General features: G+C 70.4%; 15 protein-coding genes. 9 read left to right on the top strand and 6 right to left on the bottom strand.

Annotation, left to right across the window (positions count from 1 at the left end; genetic code table 11):
* Positions 1-20: 20 nt before the first annotated feature.
* On the top strand, positions 21-764 hold the full coding sequence (locus tag HY68_RS21520) for a molybdopterin-dependent oxidoreductase (protein ID WP_041991274.1): 744 nt from the start codon (positions 21-23) through the stop codon (positions 762-764).
* Entirely contained in the window at positions 706-1,386 is a 681-nt protein-coding gene (locus HY68_RS21515) for a cytochrome b/b6 domain-containing protein (protein ID WP_078863709.1), read from the top strand. Before HY68_RS21520 ends, HY68_RS21515 begins: the two co-directional genes overlap by 59 nt.
* Before the next feature lie 25 nt (positions 1,387-1,411).
* Here the strand turns inward: HY68_RS21515 and HY68_RS21510 are convergent, their stop codons facing one another.
* Both HY68_RS21510 and HY68_RS21505 read right to left on the bottom strand, forming a co-directional pair.
* Positions 1,412-2,809 (bottom strand): gluconate:H+ symporter, encoded by a 1,398-nt coding sequence (locus tag HY68_RS21510; protein ID WP_041991272.1) that lies wholly within the window; start codon positions 2,807-2,809, stop codon positions 1,412-1,414.
* An 80-nt stretch (positions 2,810-2,889) separates the two neighbouring features.
* A complete protein-coding gene (locus HY68_RS21505) occupies positions 2,890-3,399 on the bottom strand; it encodes a gluconokinase (RefSeq protein ID WP_041991270.1) in 510 nt (169 codons plus the stop codon).
* 140 nt (positions 3,400-3,539) lie between these two features.
* On the opposite strand from HY68_RS21505, the gene HY68_RS21500 reads away from it, so the two are divergent.
* The 4 genes from HY68_RS21500 to HY68_RS21485 all read left to right on the top strand — a co-directional run bounded on the left by HY68_RS21500 (position 3,540) and on the right by HY68_RS21485 (position 7,076).
* A complete protein-coding gene (locus tag HY68_RS21500; protein WP_041991268.1) occupies positions 3,540-4,241 on the top strand; it encodes an FCD domain-containing protein in 702 nt (233 codons plus the stop codon).
* Between the two features lie 70 nt (positions 4,242-4,311).
* Positions 4,312-5,397, top strand: a complete 1,086-nt coding sequence (locus HY68_RS21495; RefSeq protein WP_041991266.1) for an S-(hydroxymethyl)mycothiol dehydrogenase — start codon at positions 4,312-4,314, stop codon at positions 5,395-5,397.
* Positions 5,397-6,026 carry an MBL fold metallo-hydrolase gene (locus tag HY68_RS21490; RefSeq protein WP_041991264.1) on the top strand — a complete coding sequence of 210 codons (630 nt, stop codon included), beginning with the start codon at positions 5,397-5,399 and terminating at the stop codon, positions 6,024-6,026. The genes HY68_RS21495 and HY68_RS21490 overlap by 1 nt, the downstream gene beginning before the upstream one ends.
* Positions 6,027-6,248: 222 nt before the next feature.
* Positions 6,249-7,076: an alpha/beta hydrolase gene (locus tag HY68_RS21485; RefSeq protein WP_041991262.1), complete on the top strand. Its 828-nt coding sequence runs from the start codon at positions 6,249-6,251 to the stop codon at positions 7,074-7,076.
* A 39-nt stretch (positions 7,077-7,115) separates the two neighbouring features.
* On the opposite strand, the gene HY68_RS21480 is transcribed toward HY68_RS21485, so the two are convergent.
* The gene (locus tag HY68_RS21480; protein WP_041991260.1) at positions 7,116-8,405 is read right to left on the bottom strand and encodes a glucarate dehydratase family protein; all 1,290 of its coding nucleotides are present in this window, start codon (positions 8,403-8,405) and stop codon (positions 7,116-7,118) included.
* 132 nt (positions 8,406-8,537) lie between these two features.
* On the opposite strand from HY68_RS21480, the gene HY68_RS21475 reads away from it, so the two are divergent.
* From HY68_RS21475 to HY68_RS21465, 3 genes are all read left to right on the top strand, one after another.
* On the top strand, positions 8,538-9,581 hold the full coding sequence (locus HY68_RS21475; protein WP_041991258.1) for a phosphotransferase family protein: 1,044 nt from the start codon (positions 8,538-8,540) through the stop codon (positions 9,579-9,581).
* A 9-nt stretch (positions 9,582-9,590) separates the two neighbouring features.
* Positions 9,591-10,805: an acyl-CoA dehydrogenase family protein gene (locus HY68_RS21470; protein ID WP_041991256.1), complete on the top strand. Its 1,215-nt coding sequence runs from the start codon at positions 9,591-9,593 to the stop codon at positions 10,803-10,805.
* 157 nt (positions 10,806-10,962) lie between these two features.
* Complete coding sequence (locus HY68_RS21465) at positions 10,963-11,337, top strand: hypothetical protein (RefSeq protein ID WP_041991254.1); 375 nt, start codon at positions 10,963-10,965, stop codon at positions 11,335-11,337.
* A 4-nt stretch (positions 11,338-11,341) separates the two neighbouring features.
* On the opposite strand, the gene HY68_RS21460 is transcribed toward HY68_RS21465, so the two are convergent.
* From HY68_RS21460 to HY68_RS21450, 3 genes are read right to left on the bottom strand one after another with little or no spacing between them, the layout of a single operon-like run.
* Entirely contained in the window at positions 11,342-11,935 is a 594-nt protein-coding gene (locus HY68_RS21460) for a TetR/AcrR family transcriptional regulator (protein WP_041991252.1), read from the bottom strand.
* A 43-nt stretch (positions 11,936-11,978) separates the two neighbouring features.
* Positions 11,979-13,634: an AMP-binding protein gene (locus HY68_RS21455; RefSeq protein ID WP_041991250.1), complete on the bottom strand. Its 1,656-nt coding sequence runs from the start codon at positions 13,632-13,634 to the stop codon at positions 11,979-11,981.
* Positions 13,631-14,395: an SDR family oxidoreductase gene (locus HY68_RS21450; protein ID WP_041996766.1), complete on the bottom strand. Its 765-nt coding sequence runs from the start codon at positions 14,393-14,395 to the stop codon at positions 13,631-13,633. The genes HY68_RS21455 and HY68_RS21450 overlap by 4 nt, the downstream gene beginning before the upstream one ends.
* Positions 14,396-14,651 lie beyond the last annotated feature (256 nt).

The following is a 14,651-nucleotide window of genomic DNA, read 5'->3' as shown; positions in this document are numbered from 1 at the left end:
CGCGGGTGTTCAATTGAACCGTGAACCATCAACCAAGCGGCAACGGAGCGCCCGAAGCGCCCAAGGGCGCGCCGGTGGGGCGCCGGGTGGTGCTCTCCATGGTCGGCGTCGGCGCCGCCGGGATCGTCCTCGCACCGCATCTGCAGCACGGCCTCGAATCGTTCCTGGGCGCGGCCGCCGAGAAGGATCCGACCGGAATCACCGGACTGCTGCCCAACGGCGGCGGCTTCCGCTTCTACAACGTCGCCGCTTCCGTCCCGAACAAGGACGCGAGCAACTACCAGCTGAAGATCGACGGGCTGGTCGACCGGCCCGGCACCTACACGCTGGACGCGCTGCGGAAACTGCCGCAGACCCGGATCGTCCGTGATGTGCAGTGCGTCACGGGATGGCGGGTGCCCAAGACACCGTTCGAGGGTGTCCGGGTCTCCGACCTCCTGGAAGCCGCCGGGGTGCGCCCCGAGGGCAAGGCGCTGCGCTTCACCTGCTTCGACGGCACGTACAGCGAGAGCCTCACGCTCTCGCAGGCCCGCCGCGACGACGTCCTGGTGGCGCTGAAGATGCAGGACAAGCCGATATCGCACGCGCACGGCGGTCCGGTGCGGCTCTACGTGGCCCCCATGTACTTCTACAAGTCGGCGAAATGGCTCTCCGGGATCTCGGTCACCTCCGAGGTCAAGCCCGGCTACTGGGAGGGGTACGGCTATGACGTCGACGGCTGGGTCGGCAGGTCCAACGGGCGCGACGACACCCCCACCGTCTGAGCGGCGCGGCCCTGGCCGGCTGCGCCGCTTCACCCGCGCCGAGCGCTGGGTGCACCGGAGCACCGCCTGGCTGATGATGACGTGCGTCGTCACCGCGGCTTTCCTGTACGTCCCGCAGCTGGCCGAACTCGTCGGCCGGCGCTATCTCGTGGTCACCGTCCACGAGTGGTCCGGCATCCTGATCCCGGTGCCGTTCCTCGCCGGGCTCGTCTCCCGCGCCTTCCGCAAGGACCTGGAGCGGCTGAACCGCTTCATCCCCGAGGACCGGGAGTGGCTGCGCGCCGTCCGCAAGCGCTGGGCGTGGCCGGGCGCGCGGCCCGCGGGCAAGTTCAACGCGGGGCAGAAGCTCTACGCGGCCTGGATCGCGGGGGCGGTGCTCGTGATGGTCGCCACGGGGCTGCTGATGTGGTTCACCGGGCTCGCCCCGATCGTGTGGCGCACCAGCGCCACGTTCATCCACGACTGGCTGGCGCTGGCCATCGGGATCGTGCTGTTCGGTCATATCGGCATGGCGTTCAACGACCCGCAGGCCAGGCGCGGGATGCGCACCGGCGAGGTGGAGCGCGACTGGGCGGAGCGGGAGCACCCGCTGTGGAAGGACGGCGACCCGCCCGAGGAGTGAACTCCCGCTCCACCAGGGCGGGGCGCTACAGGATCAGCGACAGCAGCATGACGAAGCCGAGGCCGACCACGGAGATGATCGTCTCCATCAGCGACCAGGTCTTGACCGTCTGCCCGACGCTCATCCCGAAGTACTCCTTCACCAGCCAGAATCCGGCGTCGTTGACATGGCTGAAGAAGAGCGAGCCGCAGCCCACCGCCAGCACCAGCAGGGCCACATGCGTGGTCGACATGTCGGCGGCGAGCGGGCCCACAAGTCCCGCGGCCGAGATGGTGGCGACGGTCGCGGACCCGGTGGCGATCCGGATCGCCACGGCGATCAGCCAGGCCAGCAGCAGGGCGGGTATCGACCAGTCCTTGGAGATGTCCAGGATCATCTGGCCCACGCCCGCGTCGACCAGCGTCTGCTTGAAGCCGCCGCCCGCGGCGACGATCAGCATCACACCGGCGATCGGCGCGAGTGACTTGTCCACGGTCGTGGCGAGCCGGTCCTTGGTGAATCCGGCGGCCCTGCCCATCGTGAACAGGGCGACGAGTACGGCGATGAGCAGCGCGATCAGCGGGGATCCGACGACGTCGGCGACGCGCTGGCCCGTGTTGTCGGGGTTGTCGATCACCACGTCCACGAGCGCCTTGCCGAGCATCAGCACGACGGGCAGCAGGATGGTGCAGACCGTCGCCCCGAAGCTCGGCCGGTGCTCCAGGTCCTCGGAGGCGCGCTGCGGCACCATGCCTTCGGGCGCCTCGACGTCGACCCAGCGCGCCGCGTACTTCGAGAACAGCGGCCCGGCGATGATCACGGTCGGGATGGCGACCAGCACACCGAGCGCCAGCGTCACACCGAGGTTGGCGTGCAGGGCGTCGATCGCGGCGAGCGGACCGGGGTGCGGCGGGATCAGGCCGTGCATCACGGAGAGACCGGCGAGGGCCGGGATGCCGATGCGCATGAGCGAGTAGTTGCCGCGCTTGGCGACCAGCAGCACCACGGGTATCAGCAGCACGATGCCGATCTCGAAGAACAGCGGCAGCCCGACGATCGAGGCGATCAGCACCATCGCCCACGGCATGGACCGGGCGCTGGCCTTCGCCAGGATCGTGTCGACGATCTGGTCGGCCCCTCCCGAGTCGGCGAGGAGCCTGCCGAGTATCGCGCCGAGCGCGATCAGCACACCCACGCTCGCGACCGTGGAGCCGAGTCCTGTGGTGAAGCTGGTGATGACCTTGTCCAGCGGCGCACCGGCCACGGCGCCGAGCGCCAGCGAACCGATGGTCAGGGACAGGAAGGCGTGCAGTTTGAAGACGGTGATGAGGACGACGATGACGGCGATGCCGACGAGGACGGCGATGCCGAGCTGTGCGTTGCCCGCCGACGAGATCGGCTCCGGGGCATCCGCTGCCAGCATCTCCACGCTGAGATGGCTCACGGGGGTACTTCCTTAGGCTGTGGGGGTCGGGGCGGTGGGGGCACTGCCGACGGGGTGGGGCAGTGCGGCGGGGGGTCCGTTCAGGGGCCGGTCCTGCGCAGCGCGGCGACGGCCCGTGCGGCGATCTCCTCGGGGCCGCCGGACACGTCGACGGCGACGCCCGCCTCGTCGTCCCCCAGCGGCTGGAGCGTCGCGAACTGCGAGTCGAGCAGCGCCGACGGCATGAAGTGGCCCTTGCGCTCGGCCATCCGGCGTTCGATGAGCGACCGGTCACCGGTCAGGTGCAGGAACACGACGCCGGGCGCCGCCGCCCGCAGCCGGTCGCGGTAGGACCGCTTGAGCGCCGAGCAGCTGACCACCCCGCCGAGTCCGGCGCGGTGGTGTGCCCACGCGCCGATCGCGTCGAGCCAGGGCCACCGGTCCGCGTCGTCCAGCGGGGTGCCGGCCGACATCTTGGCGACGTTCTCCGGGGGGTGGAAGTCGTCGCCCTCGGCGTACGGGACGTCCAGCTCGGTGGCGACGAGCGGGCCGATCGTGGTCTTCCCTGTCCCTGCCACTCCCATCACCACGACGACGTGGGGGGTGCTCATTGCGTGCCTCGCTGTCTCGACCTCAGTCGGTCACGATCGGTGTGTCGGGTCACTGAACCTCATTAGGTATGACGTATTCAAGAGGCTGTGATGAAAACGTCGTACTTTCTCCACCGCCGGTCGCCCCGTAGGCTTGCCCCATGACCACAGAAGGCCAGGGCCTGCATACCCGTGTGCTGGACGCCCTCGGCCTCGCCATCACCGCGGGCGAATACCCGCAGGGCAGCGTCGTACGCACGGACGAAGTCGCGCAGCGGTTCGATGTGTCCCGCACCGTGGTACGGGAAGTGGTCCGCGTCCTCGAATCGATGCAACTCGTCGCGTCCCGGCGCCGGGTGGGCGTGACCGTACGCCCCACCGAGGAGTGGAACGTCTACGACCCGCGCGTCATCCGCTGGCGCCTCGCGGGCTCCGACCGGCCGCGCCAGCTGCGCTCGCTGACGGTGCTGCGCTCCGCGGTCGAACCGGTCGCCGCCGGGCTCGCCGCCGTCAACGCCACGCCTGAGCAGTGCGCCGAACTCACCGAGCAGGCCCTCGGCATGGTCGCCACCTCCCGGGGCGGCAGGCTCCAGGAGTACCTGGTCCACGACATCGCCTTCCACCGGGTGGTGCTCAACGCGTCCGGCAACGAGATGTTCGCCAGGCTCGGTGATGTGGTGGCCGAGGTCCTGGCGGGACGCACCCACCACCAGGTGATGTTCGACGACCCCGACCCGGCTGCGGTCACCCTGCACGTACGGCTCGCTGAGGCGGTCAGGGAGGGCGAGGCGGCCAGGGCCGAGGAGCTGACCCGGCAGATCGCCGTCGGCGCCCTGCACGAACTGGATGTCCTCGCGCCCTGAACCACCGCGGCACGGGATAGTGGGTGCGGACGAAGTGCGTGCGTAGGCGTGAGGAAAGGCAGGTCCTGGGATGTCGCAACAGGTACAAGGGGTCGTCGCACCCGGAAAGAACGAGCCGGTGCGGGTCGAGACGATCGTTGTACCGGATCCCGGCCCCGGCGAGGCCGTGGTGAAGGTGCAGGCGTGCGGCGTCTGCCACACCGATCTGCACTACAAGCAGGGCGGGATCAACGACGAGTTCCCGTTCCTGCTCGGGCACGAGGCGGCGGGTCTGGTCGAATCGGTCGGCGAAGGTGTCACGGACGTGGCACCGGGCGATTTCGTCGTCCTCAACTGGCGCGCCGTGTGCGGCAACTGCCGTGCCTGTCTGCGCGGCAGGCCCTGGTACTGCTTCAACACCCACAACGCGAAGCAGAAGATGACCCTGACCGACGGCACGGAGCTGTCGCCGGCGCTCGGTATCGGCGCGTTCGCGGAGAAGACCCTGGTCGCCGCCGGGCAGTGCACGAAGGTCGACCCGACCGTCTCCCCGGCCGTGGCGGGACTGCTCGGCTGCGGGGTGATGGCGGGCATCGGCGCCGCGATCAACACCGGCCAGGTCGGCAGGGGCGACACGGTCGCCGTGATCGGCTGCGGCGGGGTCGGTGACGCGGCCGTGGTCGGCGCGCGCCTCGCGGGCGCCGCCCGGATCATCGCCGTCGACGTCGACGACCGGAAGCTGGCCACGGCCAGGACGATGGGCGCCACCCACACCGTCAACTCGTCGGGGACGGATCCCGTCGAGGCGATCCGCGCCCTCACCGGCGGGTTCGGCGCCGATGTCGTCATCGAGGCGGTCGGCCGCCCCGAGACGTACAAGCAGGCGTTCTACGCCCGCGATCTGGCCGGCACCGTCGTCCTGGTGGGGGTGCCCACCCCGGAGATGACGCTCGAACTGCCGCTGCTGGACGTCTTCGGCCGCGGCGGCGCGCTCAAGTCGTCCTGGTACGGCGACTGTCTGCCGTCCCGGGACTTCCCGATGCTCATCGATCTGCACCAGCAAGGCAGGATCGATCTGGAGGCGTTCGTCACCGAGAAGGTGGGCCTGGGCGACGTCGAGTCGGCGTTCTCCCGCATGGGCGACGGCGATGTGCTGCGTTCGGTCGTGATGCTCTGATGGCTGCCCGTATCGACCACCTCGTCACCTCAGGCACCTTCTCCCTCGACGGCGGCACCTGGGACGTCGACAACAACGTCTGGATCGTCGGGGACGACTCCGAGGCGATCGTCATCGACGCCGCGCACGACGCCGGCAGCATCGAGACGGCGCTCGGCGGCCGCGTCCTGCGCGCGATCATCTCCACCCACGGCCATGACGACCACATCGACGCGGCCCCCGAACTGGCCGCGATGACCGACGCGCCCGTCATGCTCCACCCCGACGACCTCCAGCTCTGGAAGCAGACCCACCCGGGTCTCGCCCCGGACGAGGAACTGTCCGACGGGCAGACCATCACCATCGGCGGCACGACCCTGACCGTGCTGCACACACCGGGCCACACACCGGGCGCGATCTGCCTCTACGCGCCCGCACTCGGCACGGTCTTCACCGGCGACACGCTGTTCCAGGGCGGCCCCGGCGCGACGGGACGGTCCTTCTCGGACTTCCCGACGATCATCAACTCGATCCGCGACCGGCTGTTCACGCTCCCGCCCGAGACCGTCGTACGTACCGGGCACGGCGATTCGACCACCATCGGCGACGAGTCACCGCACCTGGACGAATGGATTCAGCGCGGCAGTTGAGCGGGCGGTTCGGCACGTCGTCCCGGCCGGGCGGAGCCCCGTCGGGACGACGCGCTGAACCACGCCATCTCGGGTAGCGTGACTCGCAGGACAGAGCAGGACATAACCCATCCGGTCGCCTTCCGCCGCCGGCCTCTCCGTCGATCTCCGGCGCTTTCGAACCGTCGGCGGCGTGACGTCCACGTCCACATTCCGGCCGGACGCTCGAAAGGAATCCGCGTCATGCCCTTCGCGACCGCCCAAGACGGCACCGACATCTACTACAAGGACTGGGGCTCGGGACAGCCCGTCGTGTTCTCGCACGGCTGGCCGCTGAACGCCGACGCCTGGGACGCCCAGCTGCAGTTCATGGCCGACAACGGCTTCCGCGCCATCGCCCACGACCGGCGCGGCGGCGGCCGCTCCGGGCAGACCTGGGACGGCAACGACCTCGACACGTACGCCGACGACCTGGCGGCGGTCATCGAAAAGCTCGACCTGCACGACGTCATCCTGGTCGGCCACTCGACGGGCGGCGGCGAGGTCACCCGCTACATCGGCAGGCACGGCACAGGACGCGTCGCCAAGGCCGTACTGCTCGGCGCGATCCCGCCGCTGATGCTCAAGACCGAGGCGAACCCCGAGGGGCTGCCGATCGAGGTCTTCGACCAGATCAGGGCGGGCGTCGCGAACGACCGCTCGCAGTTCTACCAGGACCTCAGCGAGTCGTTCTACGGCGCCAACCGCGAAGGATCGACCGTCACCCAGGGCATCCGTGACCAGTTCTGGCTCTGGTCGATGACGGTCGGCATCAAGGGCGCGTACGACTGCGTCAAGGCGTTCTCCGAGACCGACCTCACCGAGGACCTGAAGAAGTTCGACGTGCCCACCTTGATCGTGCACGGCGACGACGACCAGATCGTGCCGATCGTGGCCGCGGGAGCCAAGTCCTCCAAGATCGTCAAGGACGTGACCTACAAGGTCTACCCGGGCGCCCCGCACGGCCTCGCGATGGTCCCGGTGTTCGCGGACGTCTTCAACAAGGACCTCCTCGAATTCGCCCGCGGCTGACCGGCCCCGGCAGCCCCCCGCACCTCGGCGGTCCCGCGCTCACCAGCGCGGGATCGTCGGTGTCACCCAGTCCGCCTCCGCCTTGCGCATCGCCGCCGCGTCGTCGCGTTCGCGCATCGTGCCGTCGTCGTCCAGCCAGCGGCGGTGCAGGCGGTCCAGTGCGGCGCGGTCGAGTTCGACGCCGAGGCCCGGAGTGTCGGAGACCGTGAGCCGGCCGTCCTCGAAGGTGTGCCGGGCGGTGATCACGTCCTCCGTCTGCCAGGGGTAGTGACTGTCGCAGGCGTAGTCGAGGTTGGGTACGGTCGCCGCGACATGGGTCATCGCCGCCAGGCTGATGCCCAGGTGGGTGTTGGAGTGCATGGAGAGGCCGACGCCGAACGTGCGGCAGATGGCGGCGAGTTCGCGGGTACGGTGCAGGCCGCCCCAGTAGTGGTGGTCGGAGAGCACGACCTGGACGGCGTCGCGGGCGAAGGCGTCGGCGATCTCCGGGAGGGTGGTCACGCACATGTTGGTGGCCAGCGGGACCGACGTGCCGGCCGACACCTCGGCCATCCGGTCCGTGCCGGTCGCCGGGTCCTCCAGGTATTCGAGCACGTCGGCCAGCTGCTCGGCGACGTACAGCGAAGTCGGCACCGACCAGGCGCCGTTGGGGTCGAGCCGCAGCGGCTGCCCGGGGAACGCCTCGGCGAGTGCGCGGACGGCGGCGATCTCCTGCTCGGGTGCGAAGACGCCGCCCTTGAGCTTGAACGACGAGAAGCCGTACTCCTGGGCGAACCTGCGGGCCTGGGCCACGACCCCGGCCGGGTCGACCGCGGCGCCCCAGCCGTCTTGTTCGCCGCCCTCGGGATGCGCGGCCCAGCGGTAGAAGAGATACGCGCTGTACTCGACGGTGTCGCGGACCTTGCCGCCGAGCAGGGCGTGCACCGGCAGCCCGAGCGTCTTGCCGAACGCGTCGAGACAGGCGACCTCGAAGCCGGAGACGACCGAGAGCCGGAGCTTGTCCGCCGTCTGCACCCCGCGCAGACCGCCCGCGTCGACCCGCCCGTCGGTGCTGCCCGGGTCGCCGCAGACCTCGGCGGCCAGCTCGAACAGGCCGTTCACGTCGCTGACCTGCCGGCCCGGCAGCGCCTCGGCCAGCGGCCGGGCGAGGTCCAGATACTTCCCGTCGCCGTACGTCTCGCCGACGCCGGTGACCCCGTCCCGGGTGATCACCTCGACGATGAGCCGCGGCGTGTACGGCTGATGCACGCCCTGGGTGTTGAGCAGGGGCGGATCGGCGATGAGGATCGGGGTGAGCCGGACCTGGTCGATGAGCAGCGCGGTATTCATACATGAACTGTATTCATAGACACGACCCGTAGACCAGAGGGTCCTCGGTCCGCACCGGCCAGAGGCTGGACTACATACCGACTGGTCGGCATCATGAGATCGGATCACCCACCGTCTTCGGAGGTACGCACGATGAGCTCAGCTCCCCCGCCAGGACTCGACCCCGAGCGGCTGCGCGGCCATCTCGACCGCGAACGCCCCGGACTGGTGGGCGGACCGCTCAGTGCCCGCATGTTCCAGGGCGGCCGGTCGAACCTGACATACGTCGTCACGGACGATACCGGCAGCGTGACGGACGGCGCGGGCCGCTGGGTGGTCCGCAGGCCGCCGCTGGGGCATGTGCTGGCCACGGCGCACGACATGAAGCGCGAGTACCGCGTGATCAGCGCGCTGCACCCGACGGCCGTCCCGGTGCCGGAGCCGCTGCTGCTCTGCGAGGACGACGCGGTGCTCGGCGCGCCGTTCTACGTCATGGAGTACGTGGCGGGCACGCCGTACCGCACCGCCGAACAGCTCGCCCCGCTCGGCCCGGAGCGGACCCGCGCCGCCGTCCTGGCGCTGGTCGACACGCTCGTCGAGCTGCACGCCGTGGACCCCGCGTCGGTGGGCCTCGGGGACTTCGGGCGGCCCGAGGGCTTCCTCGACCGGCAGCTGCGCCGCTGGGGCAAGCAGCTCGACGGGTCCCGCAACCGCGAGCTGCCCGGCATCGACGAGCTGCACGCGGCCCTCGGCCGGGCACTGCCCGACTCCCCCGCGCCGACGGTGATCCACGGCGACTACCGGCTCGACAACGTCCTGCTCGGCGACGACGACCGGATCAAGGCGGTGCTCGACTGGGAGATGTCGACGCTCGGCGACCCGCTCACCGACCTGGGCCTGCTGGTGATGTACAGCGCCCGGCTCGAACTGGTCGGCTCCCCGATCAGCACGACGGCGGGCGCGCCGGGCCATCCGACGCCGGGCGAGCTGATCGAGCGGTACGCGAGCCGGTCGGGCCGGGACGCCACCGCCATCAACTGGTACACGGCGTTCGCCTGGTTCAAGCTCGCCGTGATCCTGGAGGGCATCCACTACCGCTACACGCTCGGTCAGACGGTCGGCCCCGGCTTCGACCAGATCGGCGATCTCGTCCCCCTGTTCATCCAGCACGGGCTCACCACCCTCCAGGAAGGCTGAGTACACCCCATGGACTTCGCATTCGACGCCCGCACCGAAGAGCTGCGGGAGAGGCTGCTCGCCTTCATGGACGAGCACGTGCACCCGGCCGAGGAGGTCGCGCACGCGCAGCGCGCCGAGCTGGCGAGCCCCTGGGACACCCCCGCGATCGTGGGGGAACTCAAGGCCGAGGCCCGCAGGCAGGGCCTGTGGAACCTCTTCCTGCCGGACGCCGAGTACGGCGCGGGGCTGACCAATCTGCAGTACGCGCCGCTCGCCGAGATCACCGGCCGCTCCCCGCAGCTCGCCCCGACGGCGCTGAACTGCGCGGCCCCCGACACCGGGAACATGGAGCTGCTGGCCCAGTTCGCCACCGAGCAGCAGAAGAAGCAGTGGCTGGAGCCGCTGCTGGCGGGCGAGATCCGGTCCGCCTTCGCGATGACGGAGCCCGAGGTGGCCTCGTCGGACGCGACGAACATCCGGACCCGGATCGACCGGGACGGCGACGACTACGTCGTCAACGGGCGCAAGTGGTACATCTCCGGGGCGATGAACCCGGACTGCAAGATCTTCATCGTGATGGGCAAGACCGACCCGGACGGCGAGGACGTCCGCCGCCAGCAGTCGATGGTGCTGGTCCCGCGCGACACACCGGGCGTCGAGGTGCGGCGCGCCATGCAGGTGTACGGCTACGAGGACCACTTCCACGGCGGCCACGCCGAGGTGGTCTTCGACGACGTGCGGGTGCCCGCCGCGAATCTGGTCGGTGAGGAGGGCGGCGGTTTCGCCATCGCGCAGGCGCGGCTCGGTCCCGGCCGGATCCACCACTGCATGCGGCTGATCGGCATGGCGGAGCGGGCCATCGAGCTGATGTGCCGGCGCGCGGTGTCCCGTACGGCCTTCGGCCGGCCGATCGCCCAGCAGGGCGTCGTGCAGAACTGGATCGCGGACGCCCGGGTGACGGTCGAACAGCTGCGGCTGCTCGTGCTCAAGACGGCCTGGCTGATGGACACGGCGGGCAACCGGGGCGCGCACACCGAGATCCAGGCCATCAAGATCGCCACGCCGCGCGCGGTGGTCGACATCATCGACCGCGCGGTCCAGCTGCACGGCGCGGGCGGGGTCAGCCAGGACTTCCCGCTGGCCGAACTGTGGGCGGCGGCGCGGACGTTGCGGCTGGCCGACGGGCCCGACGAGGTGCATCAGCGGTCGCTGGCCCGGCGGGAGCTGAAGAAGTACCTATAACCCCCGGGAGCGGCGGTCGATAGCGGGGATGGGTGGCGACCATTCGCCACCCATTTCAGCTATTCCAGTGACAATCACCCCGAGAGCAGACATCTCGGCTCCTCCCCTGGCTAGCGTCGTCATCGCTTTGTCGACTCCACCACAGGGGGAATCACCCATGCGTAAGCGTTCCGTCACCGTTCTGGCCGTGGCCGCCGCGTTCGTCGGCGTCCTCGCCACCGCACCCACCGCGTCCGCCGAGGCCAACCCGGCCGGCTGCCCGAAGCAGTACTTCTGCGCGTACTCCGGCGAAGGCGAGTCCGGCCGGCTGCTGCTGAAGACGGCGGGCAACTGGTCGGGCAACATCCCGGGCGTGAAGTCCTTCTTCAACAACGGCGTCAAGTTCGCCGGCGCCGACCATGTCCAGGCGTCCTGGAACTACAACGGCAGCAGCTGGGGCAACTGCTTCCACTACAACCCGGGCCCCGGGGAGTACAAGGCGGACTTCGACAGCATCACGCTGACGAAGGTGGTGTGGCGCGGCGAATGCTGACGACCTAGGGGCGCAGCGCCCGCAGCAGGAGGTCGGCCAGGTGGTCGGCCACCTGCTGCGGGGTGAGCGGGCCCGCCGGGCGGTACCACGTCGACAGGTGGTGGACGGACCCGAAGTGGTAGTCCACCACCAGGTCGGACGGGGTCGCCGTGGAGAACACCCCGCTGCGCTGGCCCTCTTCGACCAGCGCGCGGAACCGCTCGTGGTAGTGCCGCCGCTCCATCCGCACCTGCTTGTTCTTCTCCGGGCTCAGATGGTGCATCGAGCGGAAGAAGATGGCCGCGTCGTCCAGGTTCTCGATCGTCGTCACGACCACGTCGGCTGCGGCCGCGCGCAGCCGCTGCTCCACCGGTTCGTCGGCGTCCGCGAAGGCGTCGAGCCGCTCCTGCTGGAGGCGCAGCACCCGCGCGTAGACCTCCTGGAGGAGGTCTTCCTTGGAGCCGAAGTAGTGGTAGAGGGCGCCCTTGGTGACGCCAGCCGCCTCGACGATCTCCTGGACCGAGGTCCGGTCGTAGCCCTGCTCGGCGAAGAGCCGGGTGGCGGCGGCCAGCAGCCGCTGGGGGACGGGCGTGCCGTTGCCCTCCGTCGTCCTGGCCATGTGCCGCCACCGCCTTGTCTCTTCGTGCCGTCCGCAGTCGCTGTTACGTCAGGGAACGCAGTTCCCTGCGCAGGATCTTCCCACTCGTGGTCTTGGGCAGCTCGGGCAGGATGTCGACCACGCGCGGGTACTTGTAAGCGGCGAGGCGTTCCTTGCAGTAGCCGGCCAGTTCCTCGGGGGTCGCCGTCGCGCCGGGGCGCAGGCTGACATAGGCCTTGACGCTCTCGCCCCGGTACGGGTCGGGGATGCCGACGACGGCCGCCTCCCGCACCTGGGGGTGGGTGTAGAGGACGTCCTCGACCTCGCGCGGCCAGACCTTGAACCCCGACGCGTTGATCATGTCCTTCTTGCGGTCGACCACGTAGAGCCAGCCGTCGGTGTCCATGAACCCGATGTCGCCGGTGCGCAGTTCGCCGTCGGGGAACGCGTCGGCGGTGGCCGTGGGCAGCCGCCAGTAGCCGGCGACGACCTGCGGGCCGCGTACGGCGATCTCGCCCTGTTCGCCGAAGGGCATGTCGTCGCCGTTGTCGTCGATGATCCGTACGACCGTGTCGGGGCCCGGCACGCCGACCGACAGCGTCCCGGACGCCGGGTCGACGGGGGCCTCCAGCTGGGGCGGTACGGAGGCGCAGGGCGCCGTGCACTCGGTGAGGCCGTAGCCGTTGCGTATGTACGGGCCGAAGCCGGCCCGGAACTTCTCCACCAGGGCGGGCGGCAGCGGCGCGCCGCCGGACGAGATCTGCTGGAAGGAGCTGAAGTGCTCCGGGGTGACGTCCGGGTGCGCGGCGAGCGCCATGAAGGCGGTGGAGGGGCCGACGGTGTACGCGGGGCGGTGCTCGGCGAAGGCGTCGAGGACGACACCGGACTCGAAGCGGTAGGCGAGGGCGAGGGTGCCCGCGTTGGCGAAGCAGGCGGCGAGTTCGCAGACCATGCCGGTGATGTGGAAGAGCGGTGCGAGGGCGAAGTAGCAGGCTCCCTCGGTGATGCCCTGGCCGGTGCGCTGGCGTTCGGCGTTGACCATGATGTTGCGGTGGGCGTTCATGGCGCCCTTGGGTTTGCCGCTGGTGCCCGAGGTGTAGCTGATCAGTGCCACGTCGTCGGTGCCGGGGTCACGCTCGGCGGGCGCGGGCAGACCGCGGCGGGCGACGGCGAGCAGATCGTCGGTGTCGTCCGGCTTCGGCAGCTTCGCCGAGCCGAGGACGCGCGGGTCGTCGCGGGTCTGGAGCCCGTGTTCGTCGGCGGTGACGGCGATCCGTACGGGCGAGGCGGCGGCCGTGTCGCGCAGATACCCCTCCCAGGCGCGGTCCGAGCAGATCAGCGCCGTCACCTCGGCGTCGTGCAGGACGTGCCCGACCTCGGCCGACTTGTACATCGGGTTGAGCGGTACGACGATCGCGCCGGCCTTCCAGGCCCCGAGCAGCGCGAGCACGAAGTGCGGGCTGTTCTGGAGCATGATCGCGACCCGGTCGCCGCGCTCCAGGCCACGGGCGGCGAGATGTCCCGCCACCGAGTCGGAGAGCTGGTCGGTCTCGCGGTAGGTGAGCCGGCCGTCGAAGTAGACGAGCGCGGTCCTGTCGGGGGCGCGCCCGGCCGACGCCCTGAACGCGTCCACGACTCCGGCCGCCGGGTGGATGTCGGCCCGCTGGACCTCGCTGAGCAGGCCGAGCCAGGGCTTGGCCGCATAGATCGACGGCGTCATTCCGCGGCTCCTTCCCACTTCTGCTGGATGTGGTTCATGGTGGACAGCCAGCGGTCGGGGTCCCCGGCGCGTGCCTGGTAGTAGCCGGCGACCTCGGGGTGCGGCAGGACCAGGAACCGGTCGTCGGCCATGGCCGCGAAGAGGGCGTCGGCGACGGCCTCCGGTTCGATGGCGGTCGGCGCGAGGACGAGGTCGCCCGCTGTGCCGGAGGCGGTCAGCATGTCGGTGCGTACGCCCTGCGGGCAGATGGCGTGGACCTTGATGCCGCGGTGCCGGTAGGTGAGGGAGAGCCACTCCGCGTAGGCCAGGGCGCCGTGCTTGGTGACGCTGTACGGCGCCGCGCCGATCATCGTGAGCAGTCCGGCGGCGGAGACGGTGGAGACGAAGCGGCCGCTGCCGCGCTCCAGCCAGCCGGGGAGCAGGGCCTTGCTCGCCCGTACGTGCGCCATCACGTTGACGTCCCAGGCGAGCGCCCAGACGTCTTCCGGCGCCTGTTCGTCGCCGCCCGAGCCGACGCCCGCGTTGGCGCAGTAGATGTCGACGGTGCCGCCGAGCGCCTCGCGCGCGGCGTCCACGATCAGGGAGGCGTCCCCGGGGACGGCGATGGCGCCGGTCTCCTCGGCGACGGCAGCGGCCTTGGCCGCGTCGAGGTCGTTGACCACCACGCGAGCGCCTTCGGCGGCGAACCGGCGGGCGAGTGCGGCGCCGATGCCCCCTCCGGCTCCTGTCACGACAACCCCCGCGCCCTGCACCGTACCCATCGGCACCTGCCCTTCCGGTTCGTCGCCGACCGCGGTCAACCACAGCCGGTCCCCAGCAGACTAACCAGTCGGTATGTTGCAGGGGAAGGGCCGGGATGCGCCCCGTCGGCGCCGCTTCGTTCCCCGGCACGGTGACGGGTACTACCGTGCGTGGGCATGACAGACAGCGCGAGCAACCGAGGCAGCGGTACGAATCTTTCCCGGCGGGGCCTGCTGGCGGCGGGCGGCGCGACCGCGGCGGCGGGGGCGCTGGCGG

Source organism: Streptomyces sp. AcH 505, from assembly GCF_000818175.1.
Classification (GTDB): domain Bacteria; phylum Actinomycetota; class Actinomycetes; order Streptomycetales; family Streptomycetaceae; genus Streptomyces.
Note: the sequence above shows the minus strand (reverse complement) of the source record. Positions and strands in the feature narration are given on the sequence as shown.

What these genes read in the sequence shown, in the direction of transcription:
- HY68_RS21515 (WP_078863709.1), top strand. Translation starts at nt 706, where the DNA reads ATGACGTCGACGGCTGGGTCGGCAGGTCCAACGGGCGCGACGACACCC.
- HY68_RS21505 (WP_041991270.1), bottom strand. Translation starts at nt 3,399, where the DNA reads ATGAGCACCCCCCACGTCGTCGTGGTGATGGGAGTGGCAGGGACAGGG.
- HY68_RS21500 (WP_041991268.1), top strand. Translation starts at nt 3,540, where the DNA reads ATGACCACAGAAGGCCAGGGCCTGCATACCCGTGTGCTGGACGCCCTC.
- HY68_RS21495 (WP_041991266.1), top strand. Translation starts at nt 4,312, where the DNA reads ATGTCGCAACAGGTACAAGGGGTCGTCGCACCCGGAAAGAACGAGCCG.
- HY68_RS21490 (WP_041991264.1), top strand. Translation starts at nt 5,397, where the DNA reads ATGGCTGCCCGTATCGACCACCTCGTCACCTCAGGCACCTTCTCCCTC.
- HY68_RS21485 (WP_041991262.1), top strand. Translation starts at nt 6,249, where the DNA reads ATGCCCTTCGCGACCGCCCAAGACGGCACCGACATCTACTACAAGGAC.
- HY68_RS21480 (WP_041991260.1), bottom strand. Translation starts at nt 8,405, where the DNA reads ATGAATACCGCGCTGCTCATCGACCAGGTCCGGCTCACCCCGATCCTC.
- HY68_RS21475 (WP_041991258.1), top strand. Translation starts at nt 8,538, where the DNA reads ATGAGCTCAGCTCCCCCGCCAGGACTCGACCCCGAGCGGCTGCGCGGC.
- HY68_RS21470 (WP_041991256.1), top strand. Translation starts at nt 9,591, where the DNA reads ATGGACTTCGCATTCGACGCCCGCACCGAAGAGCTGCGGGAGAGGCTG.
- HY68_RS21465 (WP_041991254.1), top strand. Translation starts at nt 10,963, where the DNA reads ATGCGTAAGCGTTCCGTCACCGTTCTGGCCGTGGCCGCCGCGTTCGTC.
- HY68_RS21460 (WP_041991252.1), bottom strand. Translation starts at nt 11,935, where the DNA reads ATGGCCAGGACGACGGAGGGCAACGGCACGCCCGTCCCCCAGCGGCTG.
- HY68_RS21455 (WP_041991250.1), bottom strand. Translation starts at nt 13,634, where the DNA reads ATGACGCCGTCGATCTATGCGGCCAAGCCCTGGCTCGGCCTGCTCAGC.
- HY68_RS21450 (WP_041996766.1), bottom strand. Translation starts at nt 14,395, where the DNA reads ATGGGTACGGTGCAGGGCGCGGGGGTTGTCGTGACAGGAGCCGGAGGG.